12 protein-coding genes and 1 pseudogene are annotated in these 18373 nt (G+C 65.0%); 11 read left to right on the top strand and 2 right to left on the bottom strand.

Annotated features, from left to right (window positions below):
- The 10 genes and pseudogenes from EOA79_RS33190 to EOA79_RS18265 all read left to right on the top strand — a co-directional run.
- Positions 1-185, top strand: a pseudogene (locus tag EOA79_RS33190) (histidine kinase); the annotation flags it as partial.
- A gap of 163 nt (positions 186-348) precedes the next feature.
- The gene (locus EOA79_RS18305; RefSeq protein WP_095823714.1) at positions 349-786 is read left to right on the top strand and encodes a hypothetical protein; all 438 of its coding nucleotides are present in this window, start codon (positions 349-351) and stop codon (positions 784-786) included.
- A 116-nt stretch (positions 787-902) separates the two neighbouring features.
- Complete coding sequence (gene ccmI / locus EOA79_RS18300) at positions 903-2039, top strand: c-type cytochrome biogenesis protein CcmI (RefSeq protein ID WP_095823713.1); 1137 nt, start codon at positions 903-905, stop codon at positions 2037-2039.
- Positions 2040-2042: 3 nt separating this feature from the next.
- Complete coding sequence (ccmE, locus tag EOA79_RS18295) at positions 2043-2486, top strand: cytochrome c maturation protein CcmE (protein WP_095823712.1); 444 nt, start codon at positions 2043-2045, stop codon at positions 2484-2486.
- Positions 2486-4477 (top strand): heme lyase CcmF/NrfE family subunit, encoded by a 1992-nt coding sequence (locus tag EOA79_RS18290; RefSeq protein ID WP_095823711.1) that lies wholly within the window; start codon positions 2486-2488, stop codon positions 4475-4477. Before ccmE ends, EOA79_RS18290 begins: the two co-directional genes overlap by 1 nt.
- Complete coding sequence (locus tag EOA79_RS18285) at positions 4474-4938, top strand: cytochrome c-type biogenesis protein (RefSeq protein WP_095823710.1); 465 nt, start codon at positions 4474-4476, stop codon at positions 4936-4938. Before EOA79_RS18290 ends, EOA79_RS18285 begins: the two co-directional genes overlap by 4 nt.
- A gap of 120 nt (positions 4939-5058) precedes the next feature.
- The gene (locus EOA79_RS18280; RefSeq protein WP_095823709.1) at positions 5059-6603 is read left to right on the top strand and encodes a Do family serine endopeptidase; all 1545 of its coding nucleotides are present in this window, start codon (positions 5059-5061) and stop codon (positions 6601-6603) included.
- Positions 6604-6959: 356 nt separating this feature from the next.
- Positions 6960-7634, top strand: a complete 675-nt coding sequence (locus EOA79_RS18275) for a response regulator transcription factor (protein ID WP_066997584.1) — start codon at positions 6960-6962, stop codon at positions 7632-7634.
- A 96-nt stretch (positions 7635-7730) separates the two neighbouring features.
- Positions 7731-9206, top strand: a complete 1476-nt coding sequence (locus tag EOA79_RS18270; RefSeq protein WP_095823708.1) for a HAMP domain-containing sensor histidine kinase — start codon at positions 7731-7733, stop codon at positions 9204-9206.
- On the top strand, positions 9206-12190 hold the full coding sequence (locus EOA79_RS18265) for a bifunctional [glutamine synthetase] adenylyltransferase/[glutamine synthetase]-adenylyl-L-tyrosine phosphorylase (RefSeq protein WP_164748391.1): 2985 nt from the start codon (positions 9206-9208) through the stop codon (positions 12188-12190). Before EOA79_RS18270 ends, EOA79_RS18265 begins: the two co-directional genes overlap by 1 nt.
- A 48-nt stretch (positions 12191-12238) precedes the next feature.
- Here EOA79_RS18265 and EOA79_RS18260 read toward each other — a convergent pair whose 3' ends face one another.
- Together EOA79_RS18260 and pepN are read right to left on the bottom strand one after the other, a co-directional pair.
- Positions 12239-14560, bottom strand: a complete 2322-nt coding sequence (locus tag EOA79_RS18260; protein WP_095800147.1) for a PAS domain-containing sensor histidine kinase — start codon at positions 14558-14560, stop codon at positions 12239-12241.
- Positions 14561-14736: 176 nt separating this feature from the next.
- On the bottom strand, positions 14737-17382 hold the full coding sequence (gene pepN, locus EOA79_RS18255) for an aminopeptidase N (RefSeq protein ID WP_095823705.1): 2646 nt from the start codon (positions 17380-17382) through the stop codon (positions 14737-14739).
- Between the two features lie 152 nt (positions 17383-17534).
- On the opposite strand from pepN, the gene EOA79_RS18250 reads away from it, so the two are divergent.
- Positions 17535-18373: DMT family transporter (locus EOA79_RS18250; protein ID WP_164893878.1), on the top strand; the 839-nt coding region annotated here is incomplete at its 3' end.

Genomic DNA, 18373 nt, shown 5'->3' with positions numbered 1-18373 from the left:
TTCCCGAGGACAGCGCGCGGGAAGTGTTGAAACGCGGCAAGAGACTCGACGAGACGAAGCCGGGAACGGGGCTTGGATTGGCCATTGTCGCCGACCTCGTCAACGAGTATGGAGGCGCCCTGGCGCTGGAACGGTCCAGCATGGGCGGCTTGAGGGCAGTGGTAAGATTGCGGAGCCTTCAATAATGTTTTTATCGATTTCCGTGCGGCCGCTTGCGGCCAAATTTCCGACAAATATCAATACTATGGGCTCGCTATCCTTCCCGCTGGCGCGGTTCCCGATCCATCTCGCTCCAGAAGTGCTTTTCGCCCAAGAAGCCCATCCCGCTCAAGAGAACCGGTTGCTGGTATGAAGATTCGCGTTGCGCTCGTTTCCGCCCTGATGGCCGTGTCGGGCTGCACCACGCTGGGCAGGACTGGCCCGACCTCTCCGGTCACGCCCGTCGCCGCGCCGCCGGCCGCCGGTAAGGTGGGAGCCGGCATCGTCGCGGCCATGAATGGCGGGCTCATCGGCGGCTCGATCGGTTCGGGTCTGAGCGATGCTGAAAAGCGCAAAGGCCTCGAGGCCGAGTACAAGGCGCTGGAATACAACGCCAGCGGCCAGAAGGTGACGTGGAAGGGCGACAGCTCGACCCATTATGGCGAGGTCGTTGCCGCCCAGCCCTACCGGGTCGGCTCGCAGGACTGCCGCCAATACACCCACACCGTTTACACGAGCGGTTCGGGCGTCACGGCGCGCGGCACCGCCTGCCGCAATGCCGACGGCAGCTGGACGCCGCTGACCTGAATTAGCAACGATCGGCGCAATTTGACATTGATCAAGGACGGCCGGCGCGTCTGCCGCCAAAGCGTCGCAGGGCGTCCGTGTTGGCAGGGCAGGGCTCTGCCTTTATTGGAATAGCCATGCTGTTCTGGGTCATAGCTGCAATCCTTACGCTGGGCGCCAGCCTGGCGGTGCTTTTGCCGCTGGCCGGCGGCACGAAAGCCGCATCGACCGCCGGCGATCACGATCTCGAAGTCTATCGCGACCAGCTTTCGGAACTCGACCGCGACATGGCGCGCGGTCTCATCCAGCCGGGCGAGGCGGAGGAAGCGCGCGCCGAGATCGGCCGCCGCATTCTGCGTCTCGGCTCGCACAGCCAGGCAAGCGCGCGAGCGCCGCGCCCTGCGCGCGCCGCGAAGCTGGTCGCCACCGCCGCCGTGCTGGCGGTGCCGCTGGTTAGCTGGGGACTTTACGGCTCACTCGGCTCGCCGGATCTGCCCTCGCAGCCGCTGGCCGAACGGCTGGCCAAGAACCCTGCCGAGTCCTCGGTCGACGAGCTGGTTGCCCGCGCCGAGGCGCATCTCGCCGCCAACCCTTCGGACGGCAAGGGCTGGGACGTGCTTGCGCCGGTTTATCTGCGCCTGCAGCGCTACGCCGACGCGGTGACCGCCTATCGCAACGCCATCCGCCTCGACGGCGACAGCGCCGCGCGCCAGGCCGGCCTTGGCGAGGCGATCGCCAACGCTGCCGGCGGGATCGTCACGGCCGAGGCTCAGGGCGCCTTCGACGCGGCCTTGAAGCTCGATCCCGCCAACGCCAAGGCCAGTTTCTATCTGGCGATGGGCCTGGCCCAGGAAGGCAGGAAAGCGGAAGCCGCCGCCGCCTGGCAAAAGATGCTCGGTCAGCTTGCGCCCGATTCGCCCTGGCGCAACGCCGTCCAGCAGGCGCTCGCCGAAACGGCCGAGCCGCCGGCGGCGGCAGGCAAGCCGGCGACCGGCCCGGATGCCGGGCAGGTCGAGGCGACGCAGCAGATGGCGCCGCAGGACCGGCAGGCAATGATCGAGACCATGGTCGCCAGCCTCGACGACCGGCTGAAACAAAATCCGCGCGACGAGGAAGGGTGGATGCGGCTCATTCGTTCCTATGTCGTGCTCGGCGAGGCCGACCGGGCCCGCGACGCGCTCGGCCGCGCGGTTGCCGTCTTCGGCGCCGACAGCGAGCAGGCCAAAAAATTCACCGCCTTTGCCGCCTCCCTCGGCGTGACGGCGACGGAGTAGGCCATGACGCGCAAGCAGAAGCGATTGTCGGTGATCCTCGCAGGGCTGGCCTTCCTCGGCGCTGCTGCCGGTCTTACCTTCTACGCGCTCGGCCAGAAGGCTTCGTATTTCTACATGCCCGCCGACCTCGCCGCCGCAACCGTCCAGCCCGGGCAGCGCATTCGCCTTGGCGGGCTCGTTGAAAAAGGCACCATCGTTCGCGGTCAGGGCGCGACCGTCGCTTTTTCGGTCACCGACATGCAGAAATCGGTCAAGGTCACCTATACCGGCATCCTGCCCGACCTCTTCCGCGAGGAGCAGGGCGTCATCACCGAGGGCGCTTTCGGCCCGGACGGCGTCTTCGTCGCCGATAGCGTTTTAGCCAAGCACGACGAGCGCTATATGCCCAAGGAAGTCGCCGACGGCTTGAAAGCCAAGGGCGTCTGGCAGGAGAGCAAGAGCCAATAATGGTTGAGACCGGACATTTCGCGCTCGTCCTCGCCTTCGCGCTGTCGCTGGTGCAGATGCTGGTGCCGTTGGTCGGCGCCCGCGCCGACAACCAGCGGCTGATGGCGGTCGGCGGCCCGGTGGCGGTCACTGGCTTTGCGCTCACCGCGCTGTCCTTCACCGCTCTTGCCACCGCCTATGCCGGCTCCGACTTCTCGGTGGCGAGCGTCTGGGAAAATTCCCATTCGCTGCAGCCGATGATCTACAAGATCACCGGCACCTGGGGAAACCACGAAGGCTCGATGCTGCTCTGGGTGCTGATCCTGACCTTCTTCGGCGCGCTCGTTGCTGTCTTCGGTTCCAACTTGCCAGCGACGCTCAAAGCCAATGTTCTGGCCGTGCAGGGCATGCTCGGCGCCGCCTTCTTCCTGTTTATCCTGGCGACGTCCAATCCCTTCATCCGGCTGAACCCGGCGCCGATCGAGGGCCGCGATCTCAACCCGATCCTGCAGGACCTCGGCCTCGCCATCCATCCGCCGCTGCTCTATCTCGGCTATGTCGGTTTCTCGATCTGCTTCTCCTTCTCGGTCGCAGCCCTGATCGAAGGCCGCATCGACGCCTCTTGGGCGCGCTGGGTGCGGCCCTGGACGCTGGTCGCCTGGATGTTTTTGACCGGCGGCATCGCCATGGGCTCCTATTGGGCCTATTACGAGCTTGGCTGGGGCGGCTTCTGGTTCTGGGACCCGGTCGAGAACGCTTCCTTCATGCCCTGGCTCGCCGGCACGGCGCTCCTCCATTCGGCAATCGTCATGGAAAAGCGCTCGGCGCTGAAGATCTGGACGCTGCTGCTTGCCATCCTCACCTTCTCGCTGTCGCTGCTCGGCACCTTTCTTGTCCGCTCTGGCGTGCTGACTTCCGTGCATGCCTTCGCCACCGATCCGGCGCGCGGCGTCTTTATCCTCTGCATCCTGACGCTGTTCATCGGCGGCTCGCTGGCGCTGTTTGCGCTGCGCGCTTCCACCCTGACCGCAGGTGGCCTGTTCCAGCCGATCTCGCGCGAAGGCGCGCTCGTGCTCAACAATCTGTTCCTGACCACGGCGACCGCGACGGTGCTCGTCGGCACGCTCTACCCGCTGGCGCTTGAGGCCATCACCGGCGGCAAGATCTCGGTCGGCGCGCCCTTCTTCGACCTGACCTTCGGCCCGCTGATGCTGCCGCTGCTCGCCATCGTGCCGTTTGGTCCGCTGCTTGCCTGGAAGCGCGGCGACGTCCTTGCCGCCTCGCAGCGCCTGATGGCGGCCTTCGGGCTGGCGATCGCCGCGATGCTGGTCACCGGCCTGTTCATCGATGGCGCCTCGGTCTTCGCTGCGCTTGGCGTCGGCCTCGCCGTCTGGCTTGTCGCCGGCGCGCTGACCGACCTTGCCGTCAAGTCGGGCATCGGCTCGGTGGCGCCGGCCGACATGCTGAGACGCTTTGCCGGCCTACCGCGCTCGGTCTTCGGCACCGCGCTTGCCCATCTCGGCCTCGGGCTCACCTTGCTCGGCATCGTCGGCACGCTTTCGTTCGGCACCGAGAAGATTCTTACCATGCGCGCCGGCGAGACGGTGGAACTTTCCGGCCACACGCTGCGCTTCGAAGGACTGTTTCCTCAGAAAGGCCCAAACTTCACTGAGGAGCGCGGCCGCTTCCTGCTGATTGGCGCCGATGACAATGCCGATGGCGAGATCACCTCTGCAAAACGCTTCTATCCGGTGCGGCAGACGGTAACGACCGAGTCCGGCATCAGGACGCTGGGTGTGAGCCAGCTCTATCTGTCGCTCGGCGATGAGGGCAAGGACGGCTCGGTCGTCGTGCGCCTGTGGTGGAAGCCGTTGGTGACGCTGATCTGGGGCGGCGGACTGGTGATGATGGCGGGCGCCGCCATGTCGCTGCTCGACCGCCGCCTGCGCGTTGGCGCCCCCGCGAGGCGCCGCAAGCCGGCTGCCGCTGCCTTGCCCGCGAGCCCGACATGAAAGCGAAGTTTTCGCTCGCCCCGCTGATCCTCCTGCTGGCGTTGGTCTTCGCCGGCACGGCACAGGCGGTGAAGCCCGATGAGGTGCTGCCCGATCCGGCGCTGGAGGCTCGCGCACGCGCGCTTTCCGAAGGCTTGCGCTGCATGGTCTGCCAGAACCAGTCGATCGACGAATCCGACGCCGATCTGGCCCACGACCTGCGCATCCTCGTGCGCCAGCGCCTCGTCGCCGGCGATACCGACCAGCAGGTGATGGACTACATCGTCTCACGCTACGGCGAGTTCGTGCTCTTGAAGCCGCGCTTCAGCCTGCGCAACGCGCTTTTGTGGGGCACCCCGGCGCTTTTACTTCTGGCCGGCGGCATCTTCATCGTGCTCAGCACCCGTTCGCGCCGCCCGGCGCCGGACAGCACGCTCAGCGCCGAGGAACAGGCGGCGCTGGACAAGCTGCTGCGCGATTAAAGCGCCAACATTACAAAATTTTCATATATCGGAAATGGCGCCGTAATGTGCGCCTCACTAAGTCTCTTTTCCGAGGATGCTCTCCTGAGCGCATCCACTTCGAAAGAGGAAACGAGACCCATGAATATTGCCCCCGATTCATATTCAAGCACCCGCAAACGCCTGATGGCGGCTGTCGCGTCCCTGGCCGTCATTGGTGCGGTCGGCGCAGGCGCGCTTGCCACCGGCACCGCGCCCGTGCTGGCCGATGCTGTGCGTGTCGAGGCTCCGCAGGTTCCGAGCTTCGCCGACGTCGTCGAGCGCGTCTCGCCGGCGGTGGTCAGCGTCAAGGTGAAGGCCAAGATCCAGCCGACGGCCGATGACGGCTCCGACGATCAGAACGGCTTCGACAACCTGCCCGACAATCCGCAGCTGCGCCGCTTCTTCAAGGAGTTCCGCGGCTTCGGCGATCAGGGCGGCCAGTTCGGCATGCCCCGCTTCAATCACCGCAACCACGGCAATGGCGAGCCGCGCCCTGTGGCTCAAGGTTCGGGCTTTTTCATTTCCGAGGACGGCTACCTCGTCACCAACAATCACGTGGTTTCGGAAGGCTCCGACTTCACCGTCGTCACCAATGACGGCAAGGAGCTCGACGCCAAGCTGATCGGCACCGATCCGCGCACCGACCTCGCCGTGCTGAAGGTCGATGGCGGCGGCAAGTTCACCTATGTCGACTTCGCCGACGACTCCAAGATCCGCATCGGCGATTGGGTCGTGGCGGTCGGTAACCCGTTCGGCCTCGGCGGCACCGTCACCGCAGGCATCGTTTCGGCCCGCGGCCGCGACATCGGCGCCGGCCCCTATGACGACTTCATCCAGATCGACGCCTCGGTCAACCGCGGCAATTCGGGCGGTCCGACCTTCAACCTCAACGGCCAGGTGATCGGCATCAACACCGCCATCTTCTCGCCGTCGGGCGGCAGTGTCGGCATCGCCTTCGACATTCCGGCCTCGACCGCCAAGCAGGTGGTCGAAGACCTGATGAAGAACGGCTCCGTCCAGCGCGGCTGGCTCGGCGTCGAGATCCAGCCGGTCACCTCCGACATCGCCGAGTCGCTCGGCCTGAAGTCGGACAAGGGCGCGCTGGTTTCGAGCGCGCAGGATGCTGGTCCCGGCAAGAAGGCAGGCATCGTCGCCGGCGATGTCATCACCCAGGTCGACGGCAAGGACGTCGCCTCGCCGAAAGAACTCGCCCGCATGATCGGCGCTTATGCGCCGGGCAAGTCGGTTGATGTCACTGTCTGGCGCAACGGCAAGAACGAGACGGTCAAGGTGGACCTCGGCACACTGCCTTCGAGCGACAAGCAGGCCTCGAACGAAGACGGCAACAAGCAGGCGGCTCCCGCCAAGGCCGATACGCTTGCCGATCTCGGCCTCACCGTCACAAAGTCGGAAAACGGCAAGGGCCTGGTGGTCACCGATGTCGATCCGGACAGCGATGCGGCCGACCGCGGCATCCAGCCCGGCGACGTCATCACCTCGATCAATTCGAACGAGGTGAACACTACCGACGACGTTTCCAAGGCCATGACCGATGCCTCCAAGTCGGGCCGCAAGGCCGTGCTGATGCAGATCACCCGCGACGATAGCAACCGCTTCGTCGCGCTGCCGGTCGGAAAGGGCTGATCTGAGAGAGCGGTTCAATCGCTCCTCGAGAACGCAGAACCGCTCTAACTCTCTGTTTGACGCAATTCCGGACGGAAACCCGCTTCACGCCTTTCCTGGAATTGCTCAGCGACTTTTCCTTGCGGCGGTTTCAACACCCCCGAGCCGCCGCCGGGAAAACATGGGGCCGAGCACGTCAGTCAGTCACCGTGTTTCGCTCCTGCGGCAGCGGGTTTCCCATCACCCGCTGCCGCTTGCCAAGCACGGTGCCCGCAAGTGGGTACCGGTCTGGGATCACGACATGCGGCTGGCGAACGCAAAGGCGCTGAGTCATGGCTGCCCCTCAACCTTCCAGTGAAATCGCGTATAACGGCTCCATGAAGATTCTCGTCATGGAAGACGACCGCGAGGCTGCGGACTACCTGCAGAAAGCCTTCGCCGAGGCGGGCCACACCGCCCATGTCGCCGGGGACGGCGAGACCGGCTTCGCGCTTGCCGACGCCGGCGACTATGACGTGATGGTGGTCGACCGCATGATGCCGCGCCGCGACGGGCTGTCGGTGATCGCAGCGCTCCGCTCGCGCGGCAACACCACGCCGGTGCTGATCCTGTCGGCGCTGGGCGAGGTCGACGACCGCGTCACGGGGCTGCGTGCCGGCGGCGACGATTATCTCACCAAACCCTACGCATTTTCCGAATTGCTTGCCCGCGTCGAGGTGTTGAACCGTCGCGCCGGCGCCCGGGAAACCGAGACCGTCTACCGCGTCGGCGATCTCGAGCTCGACCGTCTGTCGCATTCGGTCAAGCGCGCCGGCCGCGAGATCACGCTGCAGCCGCGCGAGTTCCGCCTGCTGGAATATCTGATGCGCCACGCCGGCCAGGTGGTGACGCGCACCATGCTGCTGGAAAATGTCTGGGACTATCATTTCGATCCGCAGACCAACGTCATCGACGTTCATGTCTCGCGCCTGCGCGGCAAGATCGAAAAGGGTTTCGACAAACCGATCCTGCACACCATCCGCGGCGCGGGCTACATGCTGAAAGGCGGCTAGAGCATGATCCCAAACCGAAAGTCAGGGAACGTTTCGGAAAAGATGCTGCAACAAGGGGTTACCGTGCAGCCAATCGTCATCCTGATCTAGGCGCACATGGCTCTTTCCCTGCCGGCCATCATGAAGACGACGGCGGCCCGGCTCTCGGCGCTTTACCTTCTGCTTTTCGCTCTCTGCGCCGTGCTGCTCGTCTTTTACATGACGTCGCTCTCGGCGCGCATGCTGACGGCGCAGACCCAGGACACGATCAATGACGAGATCCTCGGCTTGGCTCGCGCATACAAAAATGGCGGCCTGCCGTTGCTGGTGCGCGTGGTTGAAGCCCGCTCGCGCCAGCCTGGCGCCAACCTCTATCTGATCGCCGACGCCAACGGCCAGATCCTGACCGGCAATGTGCAGAGCCTGGAGCCGGGAATCATCGAAACCGAGGGCTGGACGACGGAGCCCTTTTCGTACCATCGCTTCGGTGAGGGCGAACTCGACCGGTTGCGTGGTGGTGGCACCGATCAGAGCGCGCCGCCCCCGGGCGACAGCAGCGCTCGGTCGGAAGGCGAAGAAGGCCACAACGCTATCGCGCTGGTGCTGCGACTGCCCAATCAGATGATCTTGCTGGTCGGCCGCGATCTTGGCGAGCCCGAGCGCTTCCGCGCCGTCATCCGCCGCGCGCTGATGCTGGCGCTGGGCATGATGGGGCTCGGCGGCCTCTTGATCTGGTTCTTCGTCGGGCGCGCCGCGCTGAAACGCATCGACAGCGTCTCCGACGCAAGTCGCCGCATCATGGGCGGCGACCTTAGCGGACGGCTGCCGGTGACCGGCGCCGGTGACGAATTCGACCGCCTGTCCGAAAACCTCAACACGATGCTTGCCCGTATCGCCATGCTGAACGAGGGGCTGAAGCAGGTCTCCGACAACATCGCTCACGATCTGAAGACGCCACTGACCAGGCTGCGCAACCGCGCCGAAGCCACCCTTGCCGGCAAGCGCAAGACGACGGACTACCGTCAGGCGCTGGAGGGAACGATCGCCGAGTCCGACCAGCTCATCAAGACCTTCAACGCCATCCTGATGATCTCGCGGCTGGAGGCCGGCTATTCCTCCGAGACAACCGGCCCGGTCGACCTCGCCGCTACGGTGAGCGATGTCGTCGAGCTCTACGAGCCGGTGGCGGAAGAGGCGGGCGTCGTGCTGGAAACCGCGGTGCCGGAAGCGGTTACCATCAACGGCAATCGCGAACTGATCGGCCAGGCGCTGTCGAACATCGTCGACAACGCCATCAAATACTCGACCGGCGCCGCCGAGAGCCCGAAAGTGCGCGTCACGCTGGAGCGCATCGGCGGCGAGGTCAAGCTCGCCGTTTCCGACAATGGCCTTGGCATCCCCGACGATGCCGACCGCGCCAGGGTCACCGAGCGTTTCGTGCGGCTGGAGAAGAGCCGTTCGCAGCCGGGCTCGGGTCTGGGCCTTAGCCTCGCCAAGGCGATCATGACTTTCCACAACGGCAGGCTTGATCTTCTGCCCGCCAATCCCGGATTGTCCGTAGTCATGAGTTTCCCGGCCCGGGAGACGCATTGATGACGGCAAGAATGGCAAAAAAGAAGATCGATACGGAATGGCAACTCCGACCGACGCTGGCGCTTCGCCCGCTCGGCGGCGACCATGCCCGGCGGGAATTGTCTGAGATCGCTGACGCGGCCGAGCAAGACGGCCTTCCGCGTCTGGCCGCGTTCCTCGCCGGCCAGGGAGCACTGCAGGAATTGCTCGCCGCCATCTTCGACCTGTCGCCGTTCCTGCGTGATACGGCCCGCCGCCGGCCGGCCATTCTCGACAAGCTGTTCGGCCAGACGATCGAAGCGCGTCTCAACGAGATCGGCGAGGCGGTCGATCGCGCTGCACGGGCCGAAAATGTTTCGGAATCGAGCCTGAGCCTGATGATGGAACTCAGGCAGTTCAAGGTCGAAGCGCATTTCCTGATCGCGCTGGCCGATCTGTCCGGCGAAGCCGAAACCGCGCTGACGGTGCGCCGTCTGAGCGACCTGGCGGATGCTTGCACACGCGCCGCCGTCGATTTCCTGCTGCTCGACGCGCACGGGCAGGGCAAGCTCAAGCTGCCCCATCCGGAAGACCCGGCGCGCGGCTCGGGCTGGATTGTGCTCGGCATGGGCAAGCTCGGCGCGCATGAGCTGAATTTTTCCTCCGACATAGACCTCGTCGTGTTCTTCGATCCGGAGGCGCCGGCGGTGGTCGATCCGCTCGATGCGACGGAGCTGTTCTCGCGCCTTACCCGCCGTCTCGTGCGCATCCTGCAGGACCGCACCGAGCATGGCTATGTCTTCCGCACCGATCTGAGGCTGCGCCCCGATCCCGGCTCGACCCCGCTGGCGATCCCGGTCGAGGCGGCGCTTCGTTATTACGAGGCCCGCGGCCAGAACTGGGAGCGCGCCGCCATGATCAAGGCGCGGCCGGTGGCCGGAGACCTTGCCTCGGGCTCGGCCTTCCTCAAGGAATTGCAGCCCTACGTCTGGCGGAAATACATGGACTACGCCGCTATCGCTGACGTCCATTCGATCAAGCGCCAGATCCATGCCCACAAGGGCCACGGCGAGATCGCGGTGAAAGGCCATAACGTCAAGCTCGGCCGCGGAGGCATCCGCGAGATCGAGTTCTTCGTCCAGACGCAGCAGCTGATTGCCGGCGGCCGCTTCCCGGAACTGCGCGGCCGCGAAACGGTGCCGATGTTGGACGCGCTCGCCGCGCGCGGCTGGATCACCGCCGATGCGCGCGATGCGCTCACCCGGCAATACTGGTTCCTGCGCCGTGTCGAGCATGCCGTCCAGATGGTGGCCGACGAACAGGCGCATGTCCTGCCGGAAGAGGACGAGGAACTGGAGCGTATCGCGCTGATGCTCGGCTTCACCGGCGAGGCGGAATTCGCGGAAGCTTTCCGCGCCTCGCTGCAGCAGGTCGAGCGCCATTATGCGGCGCTGTTCGAAACGGCACCCGAACTGTCGGCCGGCGTCGGCAATCTGGTCTTCACCGGTGATGTCGACGATCCCGACACGCTGCAGACCTTGCATCGCCTCGGCTTTCAGCGGCCGAGCGACATCTGCCGCGTCATTCGCGGCTGGCATTTCGGCCGCTACCGCGTCACCCAGTCGGCGGAGGCGCGCGAGCGGCTGACGGAACTGACGCCGGCGCTGCTGAAAGCCTTCGGCCAGACGCGCCGCGCCGACGAGGCGCTGATCCGCTTCGACGAGTTCCTCGCCGGCCTGCCGGCAGGCATCCAGCTCTTCTCGCTTTTGCAGTCCAATCCGGCACTGCTCAAGCTGATGGCGACGATCATGGGCGCCGCTCCGCGGCTCGCCGCCATCATCACGCGCCGCCCGCATGTGTTCGACGGTCTACTCGATCCGGCGTTGCTCGCGGAACTGCCCGACCGTGCCTATTTGTCGGCGCGGCTTGCGGCTTTCATCGACGGAGACCGCGCCTATGAGGAGGTCCTTGACCGGCTGCGCATCTTCGCCTCCGAGCAGAAATTCCTGATCGGCGTGCGGCTGCTTGCGGGCTCCATCGATCCCGGGCGCGCCGGTCGCGCCTTCTCCGACCTGGCCGATCTCACGATCGAAGCGGCGCTCAACGCAGTCATCGCCGAGTTCGCGTTGCGCCATGGCAGGATTGCCGGGGGCAGGGTCGCGCTCCTCGGCATGGGCAAGCTGGGCAGCCGCGAGCTCACTGCCGGCTCGGATGTCGATCTGATCCTGCTTTACGACCACGATGCGGATGCGGAAGACTCCGATGGCGAGAAGCCGCTGGCGCCCTCACACTACTACACCCGCATAACGCAGCGGCTGATCGCCGCCGTCTCGGCGCCGACGGCCGAAGGCGTCCTGTATGAGCTCGACCTTCGCTTGCGCCCCTCCGGCAACAAGGGGCCCGTCGCCACCCATGTCGACGCCTATAAGAAATATCAGCGGCAGGATGCCTGGACCTGGGAGCATATGGCGCTGGCACGAGCACGCGCCATCGGCGGTGACGCAGCGCTTTGCGCCGAGGTCGAAGACGAGGTTGCGGCGGTTCTTGCCCAGCCGCGCGACGGCGCCAAGGTGAAGGCGGATGCCTCCGAGATGCGGGCGCTGATCGACACGGAAAAGCCGCCGCGCGATCTCTGGGACATCAAGCTGATCCCCGGCGGCCTGATCGACCTTGAATTCATCGCCCAGGTCGCGGTCATCACCGGCGCGGTCGAGGCTGGTAGGCGGGCAACCGCGACGGCGGAAGTGCTGGCGCGGCTGGCCCCCGGTTTCGCTGCGCCTGATGTTCGGCAGGAGCTTTGCGAGGCCTGGAGGCTCTATCTCGCGCTGACCCAGATGATCAGGCTCTGCCTTACCGGCGAGTTCCAGCGCGACGATGTTCCGCCGGGGCTTTCTGATCTGCTTCTGGCGGCCACCGACCTGCCGGATTTCGGTGTGCTCGAAGCGCATCTCAAGGAGACGTCGCGGAAGGTTCGGAAGGATTTCGAGCTTCTGCTTCGCGCGGGAGCGTCGATCTCGCGAGGTTAATCCACGCGTCATTCCTTGGCGCCAGCGTTTCGAATTTCAGCGCGCCAGCTAAGCCGCCACCTTGACCATGGGCGGCGCCTTCTTCAGCGGGATGCGCACCGAAACGATGGTGCCGACGCCTTCGGTGGAGCGAATCTTCAGCGCGCCCCCCTGCAGTTCGGCGAGCGAACGCGAGATGGCGAGGCCCAGGCCGGAACCGGTGTGGTTCTTGGAGAACTGGTTTTGCACCTGCTCGAACGGCCGCCCGAGCTTGCTCAGCGCCTGCTTCGGGATACCGCAGCCATTGTCCTCGATGGTGAGCACCAGCGCGCCTGAGGCGCTGCGCGCCCTGACCGTGATCTTGCCGCCCTGTCCGGTGAACTTCACCGCGTTGGAGAGCAGATTGATTGCGATCTGCTTGATCGCGCGGCGGTCGGCGTAGAGCCGCATCGCATCGGCGATGCGCGTCTCTACCGTGATCGACTTCTCCGCCGCCTGCAGCGAGATGACGCGAACCGTTTCCCTGATCAGCGGGCAGAGGTCGATTTCCTCGCGGTCAAGCGAGAACTGGCCGGCCTCGATCTTCGACATGTCGAGAATGTCGTTGATGACGCCGAGCAGGTATTTGCCGCTGCCGTTGATGTCGCTGGCATATTCCTCGTAGCGCTCGGAACCAAGCGGTCCGAACAGGCCTTGCTGCATCAGCTCGGAGAAGCCGATGATGGCGTTGAGCGGCGTGCGCAGTTCATGCGACATATTGGCGAGGAATTCGGACTTCGCCCGGTTGGCGGCCTCGGCGCGCTCGGTTTCCTTCATGTATTTGCGATTGAGCTCGACAAGCTCCTTGGCGCGTTCCTCCTCGGCGCGGCGGGCGAGGCTAAGATCGTGGATCGTCGCCATCAGGCGGCGCTCGCTGTCGACCAGCTTTTCCTGATGCAGCTTGATCTGGGTGATGTCGGAGCCGACCGAGACGATGCCGCCGTCTCTGGTCCTGAGCTCGTTGACCTGCAGCCAGCGTCCGTCGGCGAGCTGGCGCTCCAGCGTCACACCGCCATGCGGCCCGTTGGCGTTGGCCAGCCTGCGCTCGGAGGCGAAGGCGAGCATGCGCTCCTCCAGCATGTCGCGGGTTGCGCCCGGCATCACGTCGCGGTCCGAGAGCCCGTTGTCCTGCTGGAATTTGGAGTTGCACATGATCAGCCGTTCGGCGGCATCCCATAGCACGAAGGATTCGTTGATGTTCTCGATCGCCGTGCGCAGCCGCATGTCCGCCGCTTCCGAGCGCAGCGCGAGATGCCGCTGCTCGGTGACGTCGACGGCGATGCCGATCAGCTGGATCTCGGGCGCTTCCGGGTCGATCACCTGCGCGCGGGCGCGCATCCACACCCATTGGCCGTCGGCGTGGCGCATGCGGAACACCTGGTCGATATGGTCGATCTCGCGCTCGACGATGCGGTTGGCGAGCTCGAAGAGGTCGCCGTCGTCGGGATGGATGATCTCGTCGACCTCGCCGAAGGACAGCATTGTGTCGCAAGGCTCGTAGCCTAGCATGTCGTACATCGAGCGCGACCAGTACATCTTGCCGCGCACCATGTCCCAGTCCCACAACCCGCAGCGGCCGCGCACCAGCGCCATGTCGATGCGCTGATGCGCTTCGAGATAGATGCGGTCGGCCGCCTGGGCGCGCGCCGCCTGGCCGAAATAGGCGTAAAGGATGACGATCAGCACGCCGGCCGTCAGCACGAACAACGTGACATTGAGCGACACCGTCTTGCGCCAGCTGTCGAACACCGCCTCCTTGGGCACCAGCATCGCCGCGGCGTTCTTGCGGTCGCCGGTGAGGCTGACGGCGGCGAACCAGTCCTTGCCGCCGATGCTGACATCCATAACGCCGGCGCGGTCGCCGAACATGAACAGCGGCTGGCCGCCGAGCACGAGGCTGTCCAGCGAGCGTCCCTGCCAGCCGGTCGACAACGGCGATACCGCGACGATCTTGAAAGCGCCGTCGGTGATGGCCAGCACGTGGCTGCGACCCATGGCGCCCTGGCGGCTGGTCTTCTCCAGAAGGTCCGTCGCATTCACGCCGGCTGCGTTCGGGTCGGCCGTAATCGCCTGTGCCATCTGGCCGGCGGCTAACGCCAGCACCGACTTGGCGTCGCGTTCGACCTCGTCGCGGTCGTTCACCAGCGACAGGAAGCGCAGTGCGGCGATGACGATCAGGAAGATGATGATCAGTGCGGGGATGGAGCGGCGCAGCAGCGGTTCCGCCGCCAGCAGCCGCTGGTAGGCGGGTTCGGCGATCAGACGCGCATTGCCGGCAGGCCCGCCGCTCCTTGCCTCGCGACGCGCAAAAGCTCTCCCTCCGGGCGCGCCCCACGCGTCCGTCTTGGCCATAAATGGCACTCCCCGATTTGCCGCATACTTGACGATCCGGCTACGCCGCACGTCCGAATCGTCAATAAGGAATCAAAGGTGATTCGCCTTGTCCAGAGGCGCGGCCAAAAAAGATTAAAAGTTGATTGAAATTCGTCGAAACTGCTGATCTCCCCCACGAGGGGGGAGATTGCTAATCACACCAGCGTCCGCTCCACGATGTCGCGCAAGTCGGCCGACAGGTTGTCGGCGTTCGCGATCTGCAGCAGTGCCTGCCTTGCCTTGTTCTGCCGGACCGGTTCCAGCGAGCGCCAGGACCTGAGCGCCGTCGCCAGCCGTGCTGCCACTTGCGGGTTGCGCTTCTCGACCTCCAGCACGGTCTCGGCGAAGAAGCGGTAGCCTTGGCCGCCGGAAAGATGAAAGCCGGTCTGGTTGGCGCTGGAGAAGGTGCCGATCAGCGAGCGCACCCGGTTCGGATTTGCGATCGAGAAGGCAGGGTGCTGCATCAGCGCGCGCACGTTTTCGACGGTCAGCGGTCCCGGCACTCCGGCCTGGATCTGGAACCATTTGTCGAGCACCAGCGCATCGCCGCGGTATCTCATCTCGAAGGCCGACAGTGCCTCCTCCGCTTGCGCGGAGCCGGCATGACGGTGCGCCAGCACGGTCAGCGCCGCGGCGCGGTCGGTCATGTTGGTGGCGGCGTTGAAATGCCGCGCGGCAAGCGCCGCGCCATCGGGCAGGAGCGACAGGTAATCGAGCAGGATGTTGCGCAGCGCGCGGCGCCCAGCGCTTGCCGAGTCGGGCGTGAACGGACCGTTGTCGGCCAGGCTGGCGTAAAGGGCCGAGAAGATCTCGCGATTCGCCATGGCAATCGTCCGCGCCAGCGCCTCGCGGGCGACGAAAATGGCGTCGGGATCGATGCCCTGGCCGATGTCGCGCGCAATATCGGCCTCGCCGGGCAGCGACAGAGCCAGCGCCCGGTAGGCCGGCTCCAGCGTATCGTCGCGGGCAATGCTTCCGGCAAGCTCGGCGAGCTTTGCGTCGAAGGCCGACTCTTTGCCGCCCAGCAGCTGGCGGAACGCCGCTATGAGCGCGTCGGTGAGCAGCGTGTTGAAGGCCTGCCAGCGCGAGAAAGGATCGCTGTCATGGCTGGCCAGGAAGAACTGGTCGTCGGCCTTCTGCTGCACCGAGAGCGTGATCGGCGCCGAGAAGCCGCGGTTGAGCGACACCGAAGGCCGCTCCGAAACCCCCGAGAAGCGCACCGTGTGCCGCCGCTTTCGGACATGGATGATGCCGTCCTCGACGGTGGCGCCATCGACGGCTGTCCAGGCGACAGGCTTGCCGCCGGCGCCGACCAGGCCGAAGGCGAGGGGAATATGCATCAGTCGCTTGCGGCTTTCCGACGGCGTCGGCGGCACCGACTGTTCGATCTCCAGCGTGAATGCCTTGGCCGCCGCATTGTAGGAGGAACTCACCGTCAGGTTCGGCGTGCCGGCCTGATGGTACCAGAGCGCGAACTGCCCGAGGTCTCGGCCCGAGACGTCCTCGAACACTTTGAGGAAGTCCTCGATCGTCGCCGCTTCGCCGTCATGCCGCTCGAAATAGAGGTCCATACCGGCTCGGAAGGTTTCCGCTCCGAGGATGGTGCGGATCATGCGCACCACTTCCGAGCCCTTCTCGTAGACTGTTGCCGTGTAGAAGTTGTTGATCTCGCGGTAGCGGCGCGGCCTGACCGGATGCGCCAATGGCCCCTGGTCCTCGGGGAACTGATGCGCGCGCAGCGTGCGCACCTCGGCGATGCGCTTTACCGCGCGCGAGCGCTGGTCGGCCGAGAATTCGTGGTCGCGGTAAACCGTCAGCCCTTCCTTCAGGCAGAGCTGGAACCAGTCGCGGCAAGTGATTCTGTTGCCGGTCCAATTGTGGAAATATTCATGCGCGATGATCGCCTCGATGTTGGCGAAATCGGCATCGGTCGCCGTCTCCTCGTCGGCAAGCACATATTTGTCGTTGAAGATGTTGAGGCCCTTGTTCTCCATGGCGCCCATGTTGAAGTCTGACACGGCGACGATGTTGAAGACGTCGAGGTCGTATTCGCGGCCGAAGACCTCCTCGTCCCATTTCATCGAGCGCTTCAGCGCATCCATCGCGTAGCCGGCGAGCCGCTCCTTGCCGGGCTCGACATAGATGCCGAGCTCGACCTTGCGGCCGGATAGGGTGGTGAAGCTTCCCGCGACCTTGCCGAGCGCGCCAGCCACCAGCGCAAAGAGATAGGAAGGCTTCGGGAAGGGGTCGTGCCAGACGGCATAGTGCCGGCCATCCGCGAGCGCCCCGCTTTCTACGGGGTTGCCGTTGGACAGCAGCAGCGGCGCCTCGTTGTGCGGCGCCTCGATGCGCACGGTGTAGACCGAGAGGACGTCTGGACGATCGAGGAAATAGGTAATGCGGCGAAACCCCTCCGCCTCGCATTGGGTGCAATAGACATTGTTGGAGCGATAAAGGCCCATCAGCGCCTCGTTGCTGGACGGCGCGCTCTCGGTCTCGAGACGAAGCTCGAAGCGCCGTGCCGCCGGCGGCGTCGGAATGGTCAGCTGGTCGGGCGTGGCCTGATAGTCGGCTTCCGGGAGAACCTGCCCGTCGATGGCAACGCCGAGCAGCTTCAGCCCGTCGCCGTCGAGCGCCAGCTGCGTAGAAGCGGCGACCCCCTGGCGTCGCTCGACGGTGAGCACGGCAGTGACGCGGGTGGCATCCGGAGACAGACGGAAATCGAGGCTGGTCCGCGGAATGAGATAGTCGCTGGGGCGGTAGTCTTCGAGCTTGAAGACATGGCCGGTATCTGTGCGCATTCCGTCGTTTTTCCTATCAATTCGGGTGGGCAGTAGGCTTTGCTGGTGAGGGAATTCTAAAGTCCGCGCTCTTTACACCAAACGGTCACTCGACAAAACTGCGCCAGGGTCTATTTCTGAGCTTCGTTTTCCGACCATCGTCACGAGGCAAGATGACCGTCGATCATCCCGTCGGCCACAATACGCTGCGCGGCATTGCGCTGAAGATAGTCTCCGTGGCGGTCTTTGTCGGCATGCAGACCTGCATCAAGGCGGCCGGCGCCGTGCCCGCCGGACAGATCGTCTTCTTCCGCTCCTTCTTCGCCATCTTGCCGATCATCGCCTTTCTGGCCTTCAAGGGACAGCTCGCTACCGCATTCACCACGAAACGGCCGTTCAACCACATCGCGCGCGGCGTCGTCGGCGTCGGCGCCATGGGGCTCGGCTTCTTCGCGCTGACCAGGTTGCCACTTCCCGAAGCGATCACGCTGAATTATGCCCAGCCGCTGCTGGTCGTGGTGTTCTCTTCGATCTTCCTGGGCGAGACGATCCGCGTCTATCGCTGGACCGCGGTCGCCTTCGGCCTCGTCGGCGTGTTTATCGTTTCCTGGCCGGAACTGACGCTGTTGAATTCCGACGAGGCGCTCGACGACCAGGAGGTGCTTGGCGTCATGGCGGCGCTGATCGCCGCGGCGATCTCGGCCGTCGCCATGCTTCTGGTACGCAATCTCGTGCAGACCGAGAAGACGGCGACCATCGTGCTGTGGTTTTCCTCGACGGCGAGCGTGCTGGCGCTGCTCACCCTGCCTTTCGGCTGGCAGATGCTGACGCCGATGCAAGCCGCGCTGCTTGTCATGGCCGGCTTCTGCGGCGGGCTCGGTCAGATCCTGATGACGGCCGCCTACCGCCACGCCGAGGCTTCGGTCGTGGCGCCTTTCGAATATAGCTCGATGATTCTCGGCGTCGTCATCGGCTATCTTGTGTTCGGCGATGTGACCTCGCTCAACACGCT

This window comes from Mesorhizobium sp. M1A.F.Ca.IN.020.03.2.1, assembly GCF_004023205.1.
In the GTDB taxonomy this organism is placed as follows: Bacteria; Pseudomonadota; Alphaproteobacteria; order Rhizobiales; family Rhizobiaceae; genus Mesorhizobium.
This window is presented reverse-complemented; position numbering and strand designations above follow the sequence as displayed.